Genomic DNA, 15,077 nt, shown 5'->3' with positions numbered 1-15,077 from the left:
CATATTTTATAGAACGCCGGTGCGCTCGGCAGGCAGACGGTTACACTTCGCCCTTTCCGAGCCAGGGGCATGACTTCAAAAGCCAGGCAGCCGGCATCTACAGATCGACCGCACCGAGCCAGTTCGACATCCCGCACATCCCTTCACCACCGCCAGGCCCTCCTGGCGGACCAATGCGCTTGTCCAAACGGGCCGACACGACCGGACGCAAACCCGGCATTGCAAGGAGAGAAACCAATGGCTGACGACATGATCACGATCGACGCGTCCGCGCTTTCGTCGTTCGACTATTCGACTTACATCTACAATTACTTTTCAAGCGAGAATGTCGGCACGACCAAAGGCGCGTCCACTTATTATGGCGGCACCTATACGCAGGGCTTCGGCTATTTTAACGGCACGGAAGTCGGCTTCCGCTACACCACCGATCCGGCCAACACCTCTCAGGTGCTGCTGCAGGGCTCGGGCATCGCCTATGACGGCATCTATAACCAGGGACACGGTATTTCCGGCAATGTCGACGGCTTCACCCTCGGCTCCTATGACGAGAACACGACCTATAGCCAGGACGATACGGCGGGTACGCGCAGCGAACTCGAGGGTGTGATCAAGGGCCTCGTCGTCTCCGGTCTCGACTATAGCGCCGCGGTCGGCACGGGTACCGGCGCCGACAATCTGGTCAACACGATCTATTACGCTTTGCAGAAGGCCAATACGATCGTCGATCTCGATAGCGACGGCACCAGCGGCCAGGAATATGTCGACCAGATCTATGCGCTGCTATCGCAGAAGGCGCAGCATTTCATCGGCTCGTCAGGCGCCGACAACTATACCGGCACGGAGTTCGGCGACCTGATCGAGGGCGGTGCCGGCACCGATACGCTGGCGGGCGGCGCGGGCGACGACACCTATGTCGTCACCGACGCCGACAATGTCATCGTCGAAGAGACGGATGGCGGCAACGACACGATCAAGACGGCGCTCAGCCATTGGCAGATGGCCGACAATGTCGAAAATCTGATCCAGACCGGCGACGCCGGCCAGTGGAGCTATGGCACGGCCACGTCCAATACGATGACGGCCAATGACAATGGCGGCGTGCTCTACGGCATGGGCGGCGGCGACACGTTGAATGGCGGCGCCGGCGACGACGAACTGCATGCCATGGGCTTTACCGATGATGGCGCCAGCGACGTTCTGAACGGCGATGCAGGCAACGACCTGCTCGATGGCGGCGCAGGCGCCGACACCATGACCGGCGGCACCGGCAATGACACCTATGTCGTCGATAGCGCAGACGACACGGTGATCGAGAATGACGGCGAAGGGACTGACACGATCGAAACGGCGTTCAATCACTACCAGATCGCCGCCAATGTCGAGAACCTGCTGCAGACCGGCGAGGCCGGCCAGTTCAGCTACGGCAACGCGCTTGGCAACACGATGACTGCCAATGAAAATGGCGGCGTGCTTCTGGGCCTGGGCGGCTCGGACACGCTGATCGGCGCGGCGGGCGACGACCAGCTGTTCGGCAATGGCGACATGGATGATGGCAAGGCAGACGTGATGCAGGGCAATGCCGGCAATGACCAGCTGACCGGCGGCACGGGCAACGACACGCTCGGTGGCGGCACCGGCACGGACACCATGGTCGGCGGCGGCGGCAATGACAGCTATTTCGTCGACAACAAGAAAGATGTCGTCACTGAAGTCGATGGCGGCGGTACCGACAAGGTCAGCGCCGCGATCAATTACAAGCTGGGTGATTTCGTCGAAAAGCTCGTTCTCACCGGCAGCGACGATCTCAAAGGCAGCGGCAATGCGCTCGACAACGTGCTCGACGGCAACGGCGGCAGCAATGTGCTGAAGGGTCTCGACGGCGACGACACGATCCGTGGCGGCAGCGGTGTCGACAAGATCTATGGTGGTCTCGGCATCGACCGGCTCGCTGGCGGCGCTGGCGCCGATACGTTCTACTTTGAGACCGGTGAAACCGGGGAGACGAAGAAGACGGCCGATTTCATCACCGATTTCAGCGCCAAGCAGCACGATGTCATCGATCTCTCCGGCTTCGACGCCAATGACGGCAAGAAAGGCGTGCAGGACTTCGACTTCATCGGCACCGACAAGTTCTCGCACCATGCCGGCGAGTTGCGCTACGTTACGGGAGCGGACGACACCTATATTGCCGGCGACACGGACGGCGACGGCAAAGCCGACTTCATGATCCACTTGGGCGGCGCGCTGAAAGTCACGGACGATTTCTTCCAGTTCTGACCGGGTCGGCGGACCTGTTGATGGGGGGCGAGCTGCAAGGCTCGCCCCCTTTGTTTTACGCCTCGATATCGGAAAAACCGATAGCGACTTTCTGCAGAAAGAAATTGCGAAAGCGATCGAAAACGGTTTCATTGCATCAGGGAACAAAAACGGGAGAATGATCATGAAGACCGTCTGGAAATCGACGACCGCCCTCGTCATCGCCATGAGCTTTGCCGGCCAGACTTTTGCCGCCGAGATGCTGCAGAAGGTCGGCCCCGGTGAAGGCGCGCTGTCGATCGTCGCATGGGCCGGCTATATCGAGCGTGGCGACAGCGACAAGAATTACGACTGGGTCACTGATTTCGAAAAGCAGACGGGCTGCAAGGTCTCGGTGAAGGTTGCCGCCACTTCTGACGAAATGGTCACGCTGATGAACCAGGGCGGTTTCGACCTGGTGACCGCGTCGGGTGACGCGTCGTTGCGCCTCGTTGCCGGCGGCAAGGTTCAGCCGATCAATGTCGACCTGGTCAAGAGCTTCTCCACTGTCGACAAGCGGTTGCAGAACGCGCCCTGGAATACGGTCGACGGCGTCCATTACGGCGTGCCCTATCAATGGGGCCCCAACGTGCTGATGTACAATACCAAGGTGTTCGGCGCCAAGAAGCCGGACAGCTGGAGCGTGGTGTTCGACGAGCAGACGCTGCCCGACGGCAAGTCCAACAAGGGCCGCGTGCAGGCCTATGACGGCCCGATCTACATTGCCGACGCCGCCCTCTACCTGAAGTCCAAGCAGCCAGACCTCGGCATCAAGGACCCCTACGAGCTCAATGAAACGCAATATGCCGCGGCGATCGACCTGCTTAAGAACCAGCGCAAGCTGGTCGGCCGCTACTGGCATGATGCCACCGTGCAGACCGACGACTTCAAGAATGAAGGCGTGGTCGCCTCCTCGTCCTGGCCGTATCAGGTGAACCTGCTCGCCGCCGACAAGCAGCCCGTCGCCTCGGTCTTCCCCAAGGAAGGCGCCACCGGTTGGGCGGATACGACGATGATGCACGCGGATGCCACCCATCCCAACTGCGCCTATATGTGGATGGAACATTCGCTGTCGCCGAAGGTGCAGGGCGATGTCGCTGCCTGGTTCGGCTCGGTGCCGGTCGTGCCGGCTGCCTGCAAGGGCAATGCACTGCTGACGGATAGCGGCTGCACCGCCAATGGCTTCGACGATTTCGACAAGATCAGCTTCTGGAAAACGCCTGTCGCCAAGTGCAAGAGCGAAGGGACCTGCGTGCCGTATCATCGCTGGGTGTCGGATTTCATTGCCGTCGAAGGCGGGCAGTAAGGTCGGCCGCCCGGAAAGAGCGGTAAGCGATCCGGGCTGATACTGCGGCTTGCGGATATTGTCGAAGGCGTGCCCGCGAACGGTGTTGTACCGACGCTAGGTTTGCTTTCGCAGAATCCTTCGGGCCACCCCCCTCTGCCCTGCCGGGCATCTCCCCCTCAAGGGGGGAGATCGGCCAGAGGCTCGCACCCCGCGTCAAACTGACGTAGAGCGCGAAACATCCGATTATAGTGAGAGAGAGTAGCGAGAGCGCCCCATCCAATCACCCTCCTTGAGGGGGAGATGCCCGGCAGGGCAGAGGGGGTGGCCCCGCGTACTTCCCGCGACGATCGAAGCGCCAACGACGCATTCAAGCAGTCCAAACACTCTTTGATTTCGGAGACTTCATGCCCATGACCACGGCCGTTACCTTCCGCGATGTCTCGCGCCATTTCGGCAGCGTGAAGGCCGTCGACAAGGTCAGTCTCGACATTGCCGAAGGCGAGTTCTTCGCCATGCTCGGGCCGTCTGGTTCCGGCAAGACCACTTGTCTGCGGCTGATTGCCGGCTTCGAGCAGCCGACTGGCGGCACGATCGAGATTTTCGGCGACAATGCCAATGGCGTTCCGCCATGGAAGCGCAGCGTCAACACCGTGTTCCAGGACTATGCGCTGTTTCCGCATATGAACATTCTCGACAATGTCTCCTATGGCCTGATGGTGCGCGGTATCGACAAGGCAACACGCCACAGGTCGGCAGAACAGGCTCTCGAACTTGTCGCGCTCGGCGGCTATGGCAGCCGCAAGACCGGCCAATTGTCCGGCGGTCAGCGGCAGCGCGTGGCGCTGGCGCGCGCTTTGGTCAACCAGCCCAAAGTGCTGCTGCTCGACGAACCGCTCGGTGCGCTTGACCTGAAACTACGCGAGCAGATGCAGGAAGAACTCAAAGCGCTGCAGAAATCGCTCGGCATCACCTTCGTCTTCGTCACCCATGACCAGGGCGAGGCTTTATCCATGGCCGATCGCGTCGCGGTATTCAACGAGGGCGGCATCGTCCAGGCCGGTTCGCCGGAGGACATCTACCAGCGGCCGGCGTCGAAATTCGTCGCCGATTTCGTCGGCTCATCCAACATCCTGCCGCCGGAATTCACGGCCTCGCTGATCGGCAAGCGTGCCTGGGCAAGCCTGCGGCCGGAAGACATCCGCGCCGGCCAGGGCGACGAACCGGCGCTGACCATTCGCGCCCAGCTGACCAGCCGCAGTTTCCTCGGTTCGGTGGTGCGCGTCGCACTCGATACCGGCACGGTCAAGCTGCATGCCAACCTGCCCGCGGGAACATGGGTGCCAGCCGATGGCGAAAACATGCTGCTCAATTTCCCACGCGAGGCAGTGCACATCCTGGGAGATACGGCATGACGGAGGGAGCACTCGATACGCGGCGCGATAGCGCCCTCTCCCGGCTCTCCGCCATATTCTGGCGTCAGCCGCGCGCGCTGTTGATGCTGATGCTGATCCCGCCGCTGCTCTGGCTCGGCCTCATCTATGTCGGCTCGCTGATCGCGCTGTTGCTCAACAGCTTCTTCTCGATCGACGATTTCTCCGGCCTGATCCAGTACAAGCTGACGCTCGACACCTATGCGCAGCTGTTCACGCCGGCCAATTTCGACATCATCGTGCGCACAGTGGTGATGGCGGCGCTGGTGACGCTGGCATCGGGCATCATCGCCTTTCCGATCGCCTATTATGCCGCCCGCTATGCCAGAGGCCGGTGGAAAGCGATGTTCTATCTCGGCGCCATGCTGCCGCTATGGTCGAGCTATCTTGTCAAAGTCTATGCCTGGAAGCTGATCCTCGCCAAGGAAGGCATCCTCAACTGGATTTTTGCCAAGCTGCATATTTCCTGGCTGCTCGACGCTTATCTGTCGCTGCCCGTGGTCGGCGGCAATTCGCTGTCGGTGACTTATACCGGCACGTTCATCGTCTTCGTCTATATCTGGCTGCCCTATATGATCATTCCGGTGCAGGCGGCGCTGGAGCGGGTGCCGGGCAATCTGATCGAAGCCTCCTATGATCTTGGCGGCGCGCCGGGCCAGACATTCCACTATGTGCTGTTTCCGCTGGCGCTGCCCGGCATCATCGCCGGCTCGATCTTCACCTTCTCGCTGACATTGGGCGACTATATCATTCCCGGCATTATCGGCTCGTCGCGGCTGTTCATCGGCCAGGCGGTGTACACGCAGCAGGGCACGGCCGGAAATGTGCCGCTGGCTGCCGCCTTCTCGGTCGTGCCGATTGTCATCATGGGCTTCTATCTCTGGATCGCCAAGAAACAGGGAGCCTTCGATGCGCTCTGAGAACTCCGCTCCACTCTCGCTGAAACTTGCCGCCGGCGCCGGCCTGCTGTTCATGGCGCTGCCGATCCTGCTGATCTTCGTCTATGCCTTTACGACAGAGGAAAAGAGCTTTCAGTGGCCGCCGCCGGGGCTGACGCTGAAATGGTTCGGGCGCGCCTGGGACCGGCCAGATGTCTGGCAGGCGCTGACGCTGTCGCTGCAGGTGGCCGTCGTCGCCACGCTGGTGGCGCTGATCCTCGGCACGCTGTGCGCCGCCGCCGTCGCACGCTCGAATTTCTTCGGCAAGGAAGGCATTTCGCTGCTGGTCATCCTGCCGATTGCGCTGCCCGGCATCGTCACCGGTATCGCCTTACGCTCAGCCTTCGGATTGCTGGAGATCCCTTTCTCCTATTGGACGATCGTGCTCGGCCACGCGACTTTCTGCATCGTCGTCGTCTACAACAATGCGGTGGCGCGCTTCCGCCGGCTTCCGGGTTCGCTGGTCGAGGCGAGCTATGACCTCGGCGCCGATGGCTTCCAGACCTTCCGCTATATCGTACTGCCGAATATCGGCACAGCGCTGGTCGCCGGCGGCATGCTGGCCTTCGCGCTGTCGTTCGACGAGGTCATCGTCACCACCTTCACCGCCGGCCAGCAGGCGACGATTCCCATCTGGATGCTCGAGCAACTGATCCGCCCGCGCGAGCGACCGGTCRCCAATGTCGTCGCCATGATCGTGGTGCTGGTGACCTTCCTGCCAATTCTCGGCGCTTATTACCTGACCCGGAACGCGAGCGACACAGCCGGTTCCGGCAAATAAAGGAGGACAAAATGGACACGCAATTGCTGATCGGCTCGACATTCGAGGCCGGCACAGAGAATGAGGAACAGATTCTCAACCCGAAGACGGGAGACACGGTCGCGAGCATCCCGGAAGCCTCGGCCTCGCAGATCGACCGCGCCGTCGACGCGGCGGAAACGGCCTTTTCCAGTTGGTCCGAGACGACGCCCGCCCAGCGCTCCGGCTATCTGCTGAAGATCGCCGATGCAATCGAAAAGGATGCGGAAGGCTTCGCAGCGCTCGAGGCGCTCAATTGCGGCAAGCCGATCAACGCGGTGCTCAACGATGAAATCCCCGCGATCGTCGACTGTTACCGTTTCTTCGCCGGCGCGATCCGCACCCAGCATGGGCCGGTGGCCTCGGAATATCTGCCCGGCTTCACCTCGATGATCCGCCGCGATCCGGTCGGCATTATCGGCTCGATCGCACCATGGAACTATCCGCTGATGATGGCGGCGTGGAAACTCGCGCCGGCGCTGGCGGGCGGCAACACGGTCGTCTTCAAGCCCTCCGAACAGACGCCGCTGACGGCGTTGAAGCTCGCCAAGGTGATGGCCGATGTCCTGCCTGAAGGGGTGTTCAACCTCGTGCTCGGCCGCGGCGAAACCACCGGCAACTATCTGATCAACCATCCGAAGATCAACATGGTGTCGATCACCGGCGATGTCGCCACCGGCAAGAAAGTCCTGCAGGCGGCCTCGAAGACCGTCAAGCGCACGCATCTCGAGCTTGGCGGCAAGGCTCCGGTGATCATTTTCGACGATGCCGATATCGATGCTGCCGTGCAGGCCATCAAGATCTTCGGCTACTACAATGCCGGACAGGATTGCACCGCCGCCTGCCGCGTCTATGCCCATGCGAAGATCTACGACAAATTCGTCGCCGATCTCTCAGCCGCCGTCTCGACCATCAAGTACAATCTGGCCGATGATACCGAAAACGAGATCGGGCCGCTGATCTCCAAGCGCCAGCGTGACCGCGTTGCCAGTTTCGTCGAACGTGCCGCCGAACTCGGCCATATGCAGATCGCCACCGGCGGCAAGCTGGGTTCCGAAAAAGGTTTCTTCTATCAGCCCACCGTGGTCGCCGGCGCCCGGCAGGACGACGAGATCGTTCGCCGCGAAGTGTTCGGCCCGGTCGTGTCGGTGACGCGCTTCGGCGACGATGACGATGTGATCTCCTGGGCCAATGACAGCGACTACGGCCTCGCCTCCTCGGTCTGGACCAAGGATGTCTCGCGGGCAATGAAGGCCTCCGCCAAGCTGCAATATGGCTGCACCTGGGTGAACACGCATTTCATGCTGACCAATGAAATGCCGCATGGCGGCTTGAAACAGTCAGGCTATGGCAAGGATATGTCCATGTATGCGCTGGAGGACTACACCGTCGTCCGGCACGTGATGATCGCCCATTAAAGCAACGCGAATTCCTTCGTCATCGGTGGATGCCGGAGGAATTCACCAATCGGTGACAACCATGTCCAAGATGATGGCAACCTTGCGCGTATTGGAGCCTTTTCCTGGCCTTTATGCCTATTACGACGGGCGGATCGCGGGAAAATGGCTCTATTCGGACAAGCCGAACTGGCTCGACGATGGCGCCTACAGTCTCGGTATCGCCTCCTATGCCTTGGTCTCAGGCGACCAGGCCGTGGTCTATGACACCCATATCTCCATCGAACATGCTCAGGCAATCCGCGCGCATCTGACCTCGCTGGGTGTCCGCGACATGCGCGTCGTGCTCAGCCACTGGCACGACGATCACATCGCCGGCAATGCCGTCTTCGCTGACTGCGAGATTATCGCTCTTGAGCGCACAGCGGCAAAGTTGCGAGACAACGAAGCGAAGCTGGAAACGGCCACACCGCCGATCAAACCACTGGTCATGCCCAACCGGCTGTTCGACACCCGGCTGGATCTGACACTCGGCGATCGGACACTGGAACTTCACCATTTCGATATCCACAGCGCCGATGGTTGCGTGCTGTGGTTGCCGGACGAGCATGTTCTTCTCGCCGGCGACACGCTGGAAGATACTGTGACCTATATTTCAGAGGCCGAGCATGTCGCGACCCATATCGATGAATTGTCGCGGATGAAGACCTGGCCGATCCGGCACATCCTGCCAAATCACGGCGCTGCGGAACGGATCGCGTCCGGCGGCTATGACAAAAGCCTGATCGATGCCAACCGGAACTATTTGCAGCGCCTGCTCGATACCAAAGAACGAGCGCGGGCTCGGGACATGTCGCTCAGAGGTTTTGTGGCTGAGGATATCGCCTTCGGCGCGCTCACCTAYTTCGAACCATATGAAGCCGTCCACCGCGAGAATATGGCGGCCCTGCAGAAGGTGCAGCGATAACGGTCGGATCAGGCAGCGGCGCGGCGGTAGAGGGCCAGCGTGCCGGCCAATGCCAGCAAAGCGCCCCCGCAAATCCTGTCGAGCCACATCGCGCCGGATTTGCGCAAATATCGGATCGCCTGCGAGCCCAACGCCGCATAGGACAGCATGACGAGAAAATCGATCGAAGCGAAAACCAGCGCCAGGATGGCGTATTGCTCCACCTGCGGCAGGTTGGGCGAGACGAATTGCGGCAGGAAGGCCGAGAAGAACAGATAGCCTTTGGGGTTGGTGACGGCGACGAGAAAGCTCTTGAGGAAGATCGTCCGTGAACTGCCCGGCCCCGAACCAGCATCCTGCAGCGACTTGTCGAGCGAACCCTTCGACCGCAGCAGCATGACGCCGAGATAGGCCAAATAGGCGACGCCGATCCATTTCACAACGGAAAACCAGAATTCCGAGGCAGCCAGAAGAGCGCCGAGGCCGACGGCCACCGCTCCGATCAGAACGAAGTCAGACAACATCGCGCCCGCCATACCCGGTAGCGCACGGCGTATGCCGTAGCGTGAACCATTGGTCAGCGCGAGCAGAACCGTCGGCCCTGGCGTGGCGATGCCGATAAACGCCACCGCCGCAAAGGCGAGAAGTGTGATCTCACTCATGAAGTCCTCCCCGATCGAATGCGCCGCCTCTCGGATGAGATTTTCGCCCGAGAGAGCCATGCTCTATACGTCTCAAATCAGCCCGCGCTTGGCAAGATTGGCCATCAGCGCCCGCATGCCGAACGTCCAGGGCGCGCATTGCGTCGAGAGCCGCACAGTGTTCTCCAGGCTGCCGAGCTTTTCATTCGAGATCGTCACGATGTCGCCGAGCTTGTGGGTAAAGCCCTGCCCCGGCGCATCGCGGTCCTCGACCGGCGCGAACAGCGTGCCCATGAACAGCACGAAACCATCGGGATATTGATGGTGCTTGCCAATGGTCTGGCTGACGAGATCGAGCGGATCGCGGCTGATTTCCTTCATCGAGCTCTTGCCGGCGAGCTTGAAACCATCCTCGCCGGTGACCGCCAGATCGAGATCGGCATTGCGCACGTCATCGATCGAATAAGTATCGTCGAACAGGCGGATGAACGGGCCGACGGCGCAGGAAGCGTTGTTGTCCTTGGCCTTGCCGAGCAGCAGTGCCGAGCGCCCCTCGACATCGCGCAGGTTGACGTCATTGCCGAGCGTGGCGCCCTTGACGACGCCCTTCGAGTTGACGGCGAGCACAACTTCCGGCTCGGGATTGTTCCATTTGGAGATCGGATGCAAGCCGACCTCGGCGCCATAGCCGACCGAGCACATCGGCTGGCCCTTGGTGAACACTTCCGCATCCGGGCCGATGCCGACTTCAAGATATTGCGACCAGACGCCCTCCTCAATCAGCGCTTGTTTCACCCGCGCTGCCTCGTCCGAGCCGGCTTTCAGGTTGCGCAAGGAATCGCCGATCAGTGCGGTAACGCGTTCGCGGACGCGCTCGGCCATTGCCGGATTGCCGGCGGCTTTTTCCTCTATGACGCGTTCGATCATCGAACGGGCGAAGGTGACACCGCAGGCCTTGACCGCCTGCATGTCGCAAGGGGCCAGCAAAAGGCCATTGGCAACGGCATCTTCGAGGGAGAAGAGTGCCTTGCCGGTCTGCGCCTTCACCCAGGCGACCGGATCGTCCATTTCCAAGAGGTCGCGCATGGTCGGCGCTTCGCGGCTGGTGACGTCGAACAGCACGCCGTCACGCAGATGGACAACGGCCGGGCCATCGACATTCCTGAGCCAGGCACGTCCAACGAAAGTCCCGGCCGCAAATGTTTCCGCTTTCAGGCTCACCTTCAATCTCCCTCGATCTCGTCACTCCGGCCACAGCTCAGTGCTGCGCCGCATCCTCTCCAATCGACCCGGCATCTGTCGGCCACGGTCCCATGCCCCTGGATAGCCTGTTCCCAGACGAGAGGAAAGGTCGGCTTCGGACCCATCTGACGGTTCGGTCGGATTTCGAAGGGCGTGCGAAACGCGAAGCACACTGCCGTTCCGCATTAAATATGTACCATATTGAAACGGCTCGGAAAAATGCTGCTTTTATCCGCAAAAAAATCGGCAGAAACACGTGCTGAACCGGAGTGTGTGTGCCGACATTTATTGATAATTTTAATTATTTGGTTTACGCTTCGGTCAACAGTGAGGTTTTCACATGCAGAACAAGTTCGCCAAGCAGGATGGCAAGCCGGACGACCGCACGGCGCGCGACGAGAACGATGCGATCAATGCGCGTCTGACCGATCATATCCGCGCCAATACGTTCCGCGTCCCTGTGGTGGCCAGAAGGCGACTGAACCGCGGCATTTTCCGCCAGACGCTGGCGCTGTTCGGGCTGATCGGCCTGATGGTGGTTTCCTATGTCTATGTGCGGCTGATCGGCGAGGAAGCCTGACGGCCTGACATCTCCAAAATAAAGCCGGCGTCGAGCAACCGACGCCGGCTTTTTCTTTGGCTATCGGTTGTCAGTTGACGTGGCAGCCGCGGCTATCTTCCTCGGCCTGGATCTCGTCGACACGGTCCTGTTCCTGCGACGAGAGCCGGACGCGATTGGTGGTGCAGTCGCTATTGTCAAAGGTTTCCCGGCCGAGCTTGGTTTTGAAGCAATAGCCGTTATCGTTGTAGATGCTGTTGCGCTCGTACCAGAGATCGTAGCAGCTCGCGGCGAATGCCGGCTCGACCGAGACGATGACGGCGAGCGCGGAAATCGCGGTGATGACGGAAATACGCATGTCCCTCTCCTTTGCCATGGTGGCGGATGCTTTCCATAACACGGCTTTGACAATGAATTTATTCCCGTTGCGATCGGCCCAGAAATAGTTCCTAAAACAATATCGAATGTAACCGAAGCCTGACCATGGTCTCCGCCGCAACACATCCTGCCGGTATCCGCGATCTCTTCCATCCGTCGAGGCTCGCCGCGACCACGCTGCTCGGTGCGGCGATTGGGCTGGAAGCTCTGGAATTCTATGTGACGACAAGCCTGATGCCGTCGATGGTGCGCGACATCGGCGGATTGTCGCTGCTTGCCTGGACGGCCTCGCTGTTCGTGGCCGCTGTCGTGCTCGGGTCGATTGCCGTGGTTATCCGGCCGAAATGGGCCAATCTCAACCATGTCTATATCGCCGGGGCTCTGAGCTTTGCCGTCGGCTGCGCCATTGTCGGGCTGGCGCCGGAGATGATCACCGTGCTCATCGGCCGCGTCGTGCAGGGTTTCGGTGCCGGCCTCCTGGTGACGATGGGCTATTCCTTCATCCGTTTCGTCTATCCCGAGGGGATGCAGAATGCCGCTTCGGCTTTCTATAGCGCACTCTGGGGCGTTTCCACCCTGCTCGGGCCGACGCTCGGCGGCCTGTTTGCCAATGGCGGAATGTGGCGATGGGCCTTCCTGATCCTCATTCCGCTGGCGTTGATCATGGCGCTTGCCGCGCCGAAACTGCTTCCACCCGGTGAGGAGGAGCGGGTCAGGCAACCGGTGCCGTTCGTCCAGATCGGCCTGATCATCGCCGCGATCCTCCTGGTCTCGTTTGCCGGCACGGCGCAATCCGATACGGCCCGGATCGCTCTGATGCTTACCGGTGCTGCCGGCCTGATCGGCTTCATCGCTAGCGAGAGGCTGCTTTCCACCCGGCTTCTGCCACACCGCACCACCTTCATCCGCGATCCGATCTGCCAGACCTATTTCGCCATGGCGATGCTGATCGCGGTGCTGAACTCCGATGTCTACATTCCCTATTTCCTGCAAGTGCTGCACGGCATCTCGCCGCTGGTCTCGGGCTATATCGTCGCGCTCGTCGCCACCGGCTGGACGGCCATGGGACTGCTGACGGCTTCCTGGCGGGGACGCGCCGCACGGACCGCCATCCTGGTCGGGCCGTTCATCCAGGTTACCGCGGTGCTGCTGCTTGCTTTCGCTCTCGGCCGCAGCAATCCGGAGGCCGATATCGGCATCATCGTGGCGATCTGCGTCTGCCTGTTCGGCATCGGAATGGGCATCGGCGTCGCCTGGGCACATCTGGTCTCGATCGCGCTGACAGGAACGGGCGAGGACGAGACAGACAAAGCCGGGCCAGCGATCAATCTCATCCAGTCTTTGGCCGCATCCTTTGGCGCCGCGCTGGCCGGCGTTATCGCCAACAGCGCCGGCCTCGTCGCGCCTGGTGGTATCGAAGGCGGTGTGCCGGCGGTGATCTGGCTCTATGGCCTGACGTCGATCGCCGCCTTCCTGGCTATTTTCGCGGTGGTTCCGCTGTTCCGCCGAGAGGATTAGCGCATGTCTTCCGAAAGTGGTCACCGGTTTCGGGAGACATGCGCAAAAGCAAACGGTCTAAAGCGCCGGAGCGATCTGAAAGATCGCAACCCGCTTTAGGCGAGCAGCGCTGCCTTGTTGTTTTCGAAGAACGAGCGGAACGGGGTCGGCTTCTTGCCGGTCAGCTTTTCGAGATCGCCGCTCTGGTCGCTAAGCTGGCCAAGCCGGATTCCGGCTTCGAAGCTGATCAGCATCGGGATGAGGAAATCCGGTACGCCATGCTGCTTCATGCCGGCGGCGAGCTGTTCGTCGGTCAGTTGGATCACGGTGACAGGCGTGCCGAGGACTTCGCTGGCGAGAACAGCGACCTGGGCCGAGGTGAAGCTTTCAGCGCCGGTGAGTGTGTAGGTGGCGCTTTCCGTCGTGCCCGAAGCGAGCACAGCGGCAATGGCGTCGGCGCAGTCGACACGCGCGATGAAGGAGACTTTGCCCTCGCCCGTCGAGGTGTACCACTGGCCGCCCGACTTCAGCACCGAGGGCAGGCTCATGAACTGGTTTTCCTGGTACCAGGTGTTGCGCAGGATGGTGTAGGTGAGGCCGGAGGCCTTGATTGCCTCTTCCGTCAGGCGATGATCCGGGGCGAAGATGACCTTGGCATCCGGCATCGGGTTCGGCATCGACGTGTAGACAATGTGCTTGACGCCGGCGGCCTTGGCGGCCTCGACGGCATTGGCGTGCTGGCGGCGGCGGGTACCCTTGTCGTCGAGCGCGTCGGTGGAGATCAGCGCCAGGCGCGCAGCACCCTTGAAAGCCCCGGCCAAAGCAGCCGTGTCGTCGAAATCGGCCTTGCGGATCTCGATGCCCTTGGCGGCATAGTCGGCGAGCTTGGCCGGATCGCGCGTCGTGGCGATGATGCTGCTGGCCTCGACGCCGCGCTCAAGAAGCTTGTCGAGCACCAGGCGGCCGAGATGACCGGAGGCGCCGGTCACGAGAAGTTTGTCTGCCATGATCTACCCTTTCCCCGCGGAAGGCACTGCCTTGCCGCTAAATTCGTTTCGGTATATGGTCTCTTTTTGAGACTGGCTTCTATTTATGGCTTTCGAAGATCTTGTAAAGAAGGCAGAAATTTTCCACCTAGTTACCATAAGGGAACCGCCTTGGACACGGAAAAGCTGAATCCGGAAATGATGCGCTCGCGCTTGGCTGAGAGGCTCGGCTTCGACCCAGCAAATTGCCCGATACGCGACGTCATGGACAATATCAGCGGCAAATGGAGCTTGCTGATGATGCTGGAGCTGACCGCAGGGCCAAAACGCTTCGGCGAATTGCGCCGCAAGGTGCCGGACATTTCGCAGCGCATGTTGACACAGACGCTGCGCGACCTGCAGCGCGACGGCTATGTGATGCGCACGGTCTATCCGACCCAGCCGCCGAGCGTAGAATACCGGCTGACCGAACTCGGGGAATCCTTCATGAGACCGATCGAGACACTGGTGGATTGGGCCGAGGAGAACCATGAGCGTATCCGCCAATCCCGTGCCCAATTCGACCAGGCGGCTGTCGAGGCGGCTTGAACGCGCTTGTTTGCCGGCTAAATATTCGAAAACATTTTGCCGGCTAAGTAAATTGACTTTGTGGCTGTAGGCGACGTCGATCGACCGATAACG

At 60.7% G+C, this 15,077-nt stretch carries 14 protein-coding genes; 10 read left to right on the top strand and 4 right to left on the bottom strand.

Annotated features, from left to right (window positions below; all coding sequences use genetic code 11):
* Positions 1-237: 237 nt before the first annotated feature.
* The 7 genes from AC1D06_RS06660 (at position 238) to AC1D06_RS06630 (ending at position 9,114) form a co-directional block, all read left to right on the top strand.
* Entirely contained in the window at positions 238-2,277 is a 2,040-nt protein-coding gene (locus AC1D06_RS06660; protein WP_477985642.1) for a calcium-binding protein, read from the top strand.
* 163 nt (positions 2,278-2,440) lie between these two features.
* On the top strand, positions 2,441-3,601 hold the full coding sequence (locus tag AC1D06_RS06655) for an ABC transporter substrate-binding protein (protein ID WP_477985641.1): 1,161 nt from the start codon (positions 2,441-2,443) through the stop codon (positions 3,599-3,601).
* A 392-nt stretch (positions 3,602-3,993) separates the two neighbouring features.
* Positions 3,994-4,995 (top strand): ABC transporter ATP-binding protein, encoded by a 1,002-nt coding sequence (locus tag AC1D06_RS06650; RefSeq protein WP_477985696.1) that lies wholly within the window; start codon positions 3,994-3,996, stop codon positions 4,993-4,995.
* The gene (locus tag AC1D06_RS06645) at positions 4,992-5,933 is read left to right on the top strand and encodes an ABC transporter permease (RefSeq protein ID WP_477985640.1); all 942 of its coding nucleotides are present in this window, start codon (positions 4,992-4,994) and stop codon (positions 5,931-5,933) included. Before AC1D06_RS06650 ends, AC1D06_RS06645 begins: the two co-directional genes overlap by 4 nt.
* Positions 5,923-6,732: an ABC transporter permease gene (locus AC1D06_RS06640; RefSeq protein WP_477985639.1), complete on the top strand. Its 810-nt coding sequence runs from the start codon at positions 5,923-5,925 to the stop codon at positions 6,730-6,732. Before AC1D06_RS06645 ends, AC1D06_RS06640 begins: the two co-directional genes overlap by 11 nt.
* Positions 6,733-6,743: 11 nt before the next feature.
* Positions 6,744-8,168, top strand: coding sequence for a gamma-aminobutyraldehyde dehydrogenase (locus tag AC1D06_RS06635; RefSeq protein ID WP_477985638.1), 1,425 nt, complete (start codon positions 6,744-6,746; stop codon positions 8,166-8,168).
* A 61-nt stretch (positions 8,169-8,229) separates the two neighbouring features.
* Positions 8,230-9,114 carry an MBL fold metallo-hydrolase gene (locus AC1D06_RS06630; protein WP_477985637.1) on the top strand — a complete coding sequence of 295 codons (885 nt, stop codon included), beginning with the start codon at positions 8,230-8,232 and terminating at the stop codon, positions 9,112-9,114.
* A gap of 8 nt (positions 9,115-9,122) precedes the next feature.
* Here the strand turns inward: AC1D06_RS06630 and AC1D06_RS06625 are convergent, their stop codons facing one another.
* Positions 9,123-9,755 carry a LysE family translocator gene (locus tag AC1D06_RS06625; protein WP_477985636.1) on the bottom strand — a complete coding sequence of 211 codons (633 nt, stop codon included), beginning with the start codon at positions 9,753-9,755 and terminating at the stop codon, positions 9,123-9,125.
* A 72-nt stretch (positions 9,756-9,827) separates the two neighbouring features.
* Positions 9,828-10,955: a fumarylacetoacetate hydrolase family protein gene (locus tag AC1D06_RS06620; protein WP_477883744.1), complete on the bottom strand. Its 1,128-nt coding sequence runs from the start codon at positions 10,953-10,955 to the stop codon at positions 9,828-9,830.
* 361 nt (positions 10,956-11,316) lie between these two features.
* On the opposite strand from AC1D06_RS06620, the gene AC1D06_RS06615 reads away from it, so the two are divergent.
* On the top strand, positions 11,317-11,556 hold the full coding sequence (locus AC1D06_RS06615) for a hypothetical protein (RefSeq protein ID WP_477883746.1): 240 nt from the start codon (positions 11,317-11,319) through the stop codon (positions 11,554-11,556).
* Positions 11,557-11,626: 70 nt separating this feature from the next.
* Here AC1D06_RS06615 and AC1D06_RS06610 read toward each other — a convergent pair whose 3' ends face one another.
* Entirely contained in the window at positions 11,627-11,893 is a 267-nt protein-coding gene (locus AC1D06_RS06610) for a YARHG domain-containing protein (protein WP_477883747.1), read from the bottom strand.
* 125 nt (positions 11,894-12,018) lie between these two features.
* Here AC1D06_RS06610 and AC1D06_RS06605 point away from each other — a divergent pair, with 125 nt between their 5' ends.
* On the top strand, positions 12,019-13,431 hold the full coding sequence (locus AC1D06_RS06605) for an MFS transporter (RefSeq protein WP_477985635.1): 1,413 nt from the start codon (positions 12,019-12,021) through the stop codon (positions 13,429-13,431).
* A gap of 95 nt (positions 13,432-13,526) precedes the next feature.
* On the opposite strand, the gene AC1D06_RS06600 is transcribed toward AC1D06_RS06605, so the two are convergent.
* Positions 13,527-14,417: an SDR family oxidoreductase gene (locus tag AC1D06_RS06600; RefSeq protein WP_477985634.1), complete on the bottom strand. Its 891-nt coding sequence runs from the start codon at positions 14,415-14,417 to the stop codon at positions 13,527-13,529.
* Positions 14,418-14,594: 177 nt separating this feature from the next.
* Between AC1D06_RS06600 and AC1D06_RS06595 the strand changes: the two genes are divergently transcribed.
* Entirely contained in the window at positions 14,595-14,984 is a 390-nt protein-coding gene (locus tag AC1D06_RS06595; RefSeq protein ID WP_477883756.1) for a winged helix-turn-helix transcriptional regulator, read from the top strand.
* The last annotated feature ends 93 nt before the right edge of the window (positions 14,985-15,077 follow it).

It is taken from the genome of Rhizobium sp. P2_G2 (assembly GCF_056403555.1).
Note: the sequence above shows the minus strand (reverse complement) of the source record. Positions and strands in the feature narration are given on the sequence as shown.

Excerpts from the sequence above, each read along its gene's own strand:
- AC1D06_RS06660 (WP_477985642.1), top strand. The coding sequence starts at position 238 with ATGGCTGACGACATGATCACGATCGACGCGTCCGCGCTTTCGTCGTTC.
- AC1D06_RS06655 (WP_477985641.1), top strand. The coding sequence starts at position 2,441 with ATGAAGACCGTCTGGAAATCGACGACCGCCCTCGTCATCGCCATGAGC.
- AC1D06_RS06650 (WP_477985696.1), top strand. The coding sequence starts at position 3,994 with ATGACCACGGCCGTTACCTTCCGCGATGTCTCGCGCCATTTCGGCAGC.
- AC1D06_RS06645 (WP_477985640.1), top strand. The coding sequence starts at position 4,992 with ATGACGGAGGGAGCACTCGATACGCGGCGCGATAGCGCCCTCTCCCGG.
- AC1D06_RS06635 (WP_477985638.1), top strand. The coding sequence starts at position 6,744 with ATGGACACGCAATTGCTGATCGGCTCGACATTCGAGGCCGGCACAGAG.
- AC1D06_RS06625 (WP_477985636.1), bottom strand. The coding sequence starts at position 9,755 with ATGAGTGAGATCACACTTCTCGCCTTTGCGGCGGTGGCGTTTATCGGC.
- AC1D06_RS06615 (WP_477883746.1), top strand. The coding sequence starts at position 11,317 with ATGCAGAACAAGTTCGCCAAGCAGGATGGCAAGCCGGACGACCGCACG.
- AC1D06_RS06610 (WP_477883747.1), bottom strand. The coding sequence starts at position 11,893 with ATGCGTATTTCCGTCATCACCGCGATTTCCGCGCTCGCCGTCATCGTC.
- AC1D06_RS06605 (WP_477985635.1), top strand. The coding sequence starts at position 12,019 with ATGGTCTCCGCCGCAACACATCCTGCCGGTATCCGCGATCTCTTCCAT.
- AC1D06_RS06600 (WP_477985634.1), bottom strand. The coding sequence starts at position 14,417 with ATGGCAGACAAACTTCTCGTGACCGGCGCCTCCGGTCATCTCGGCCGC.
- AC1D06_RS06595 (WP_477883756.1), top strand. The coding sequence starts at position 14,595 with ATGATGCGCTCGCGCTTGGCTGAGAGGCTCGGCTTCGACCCAGCAAAT.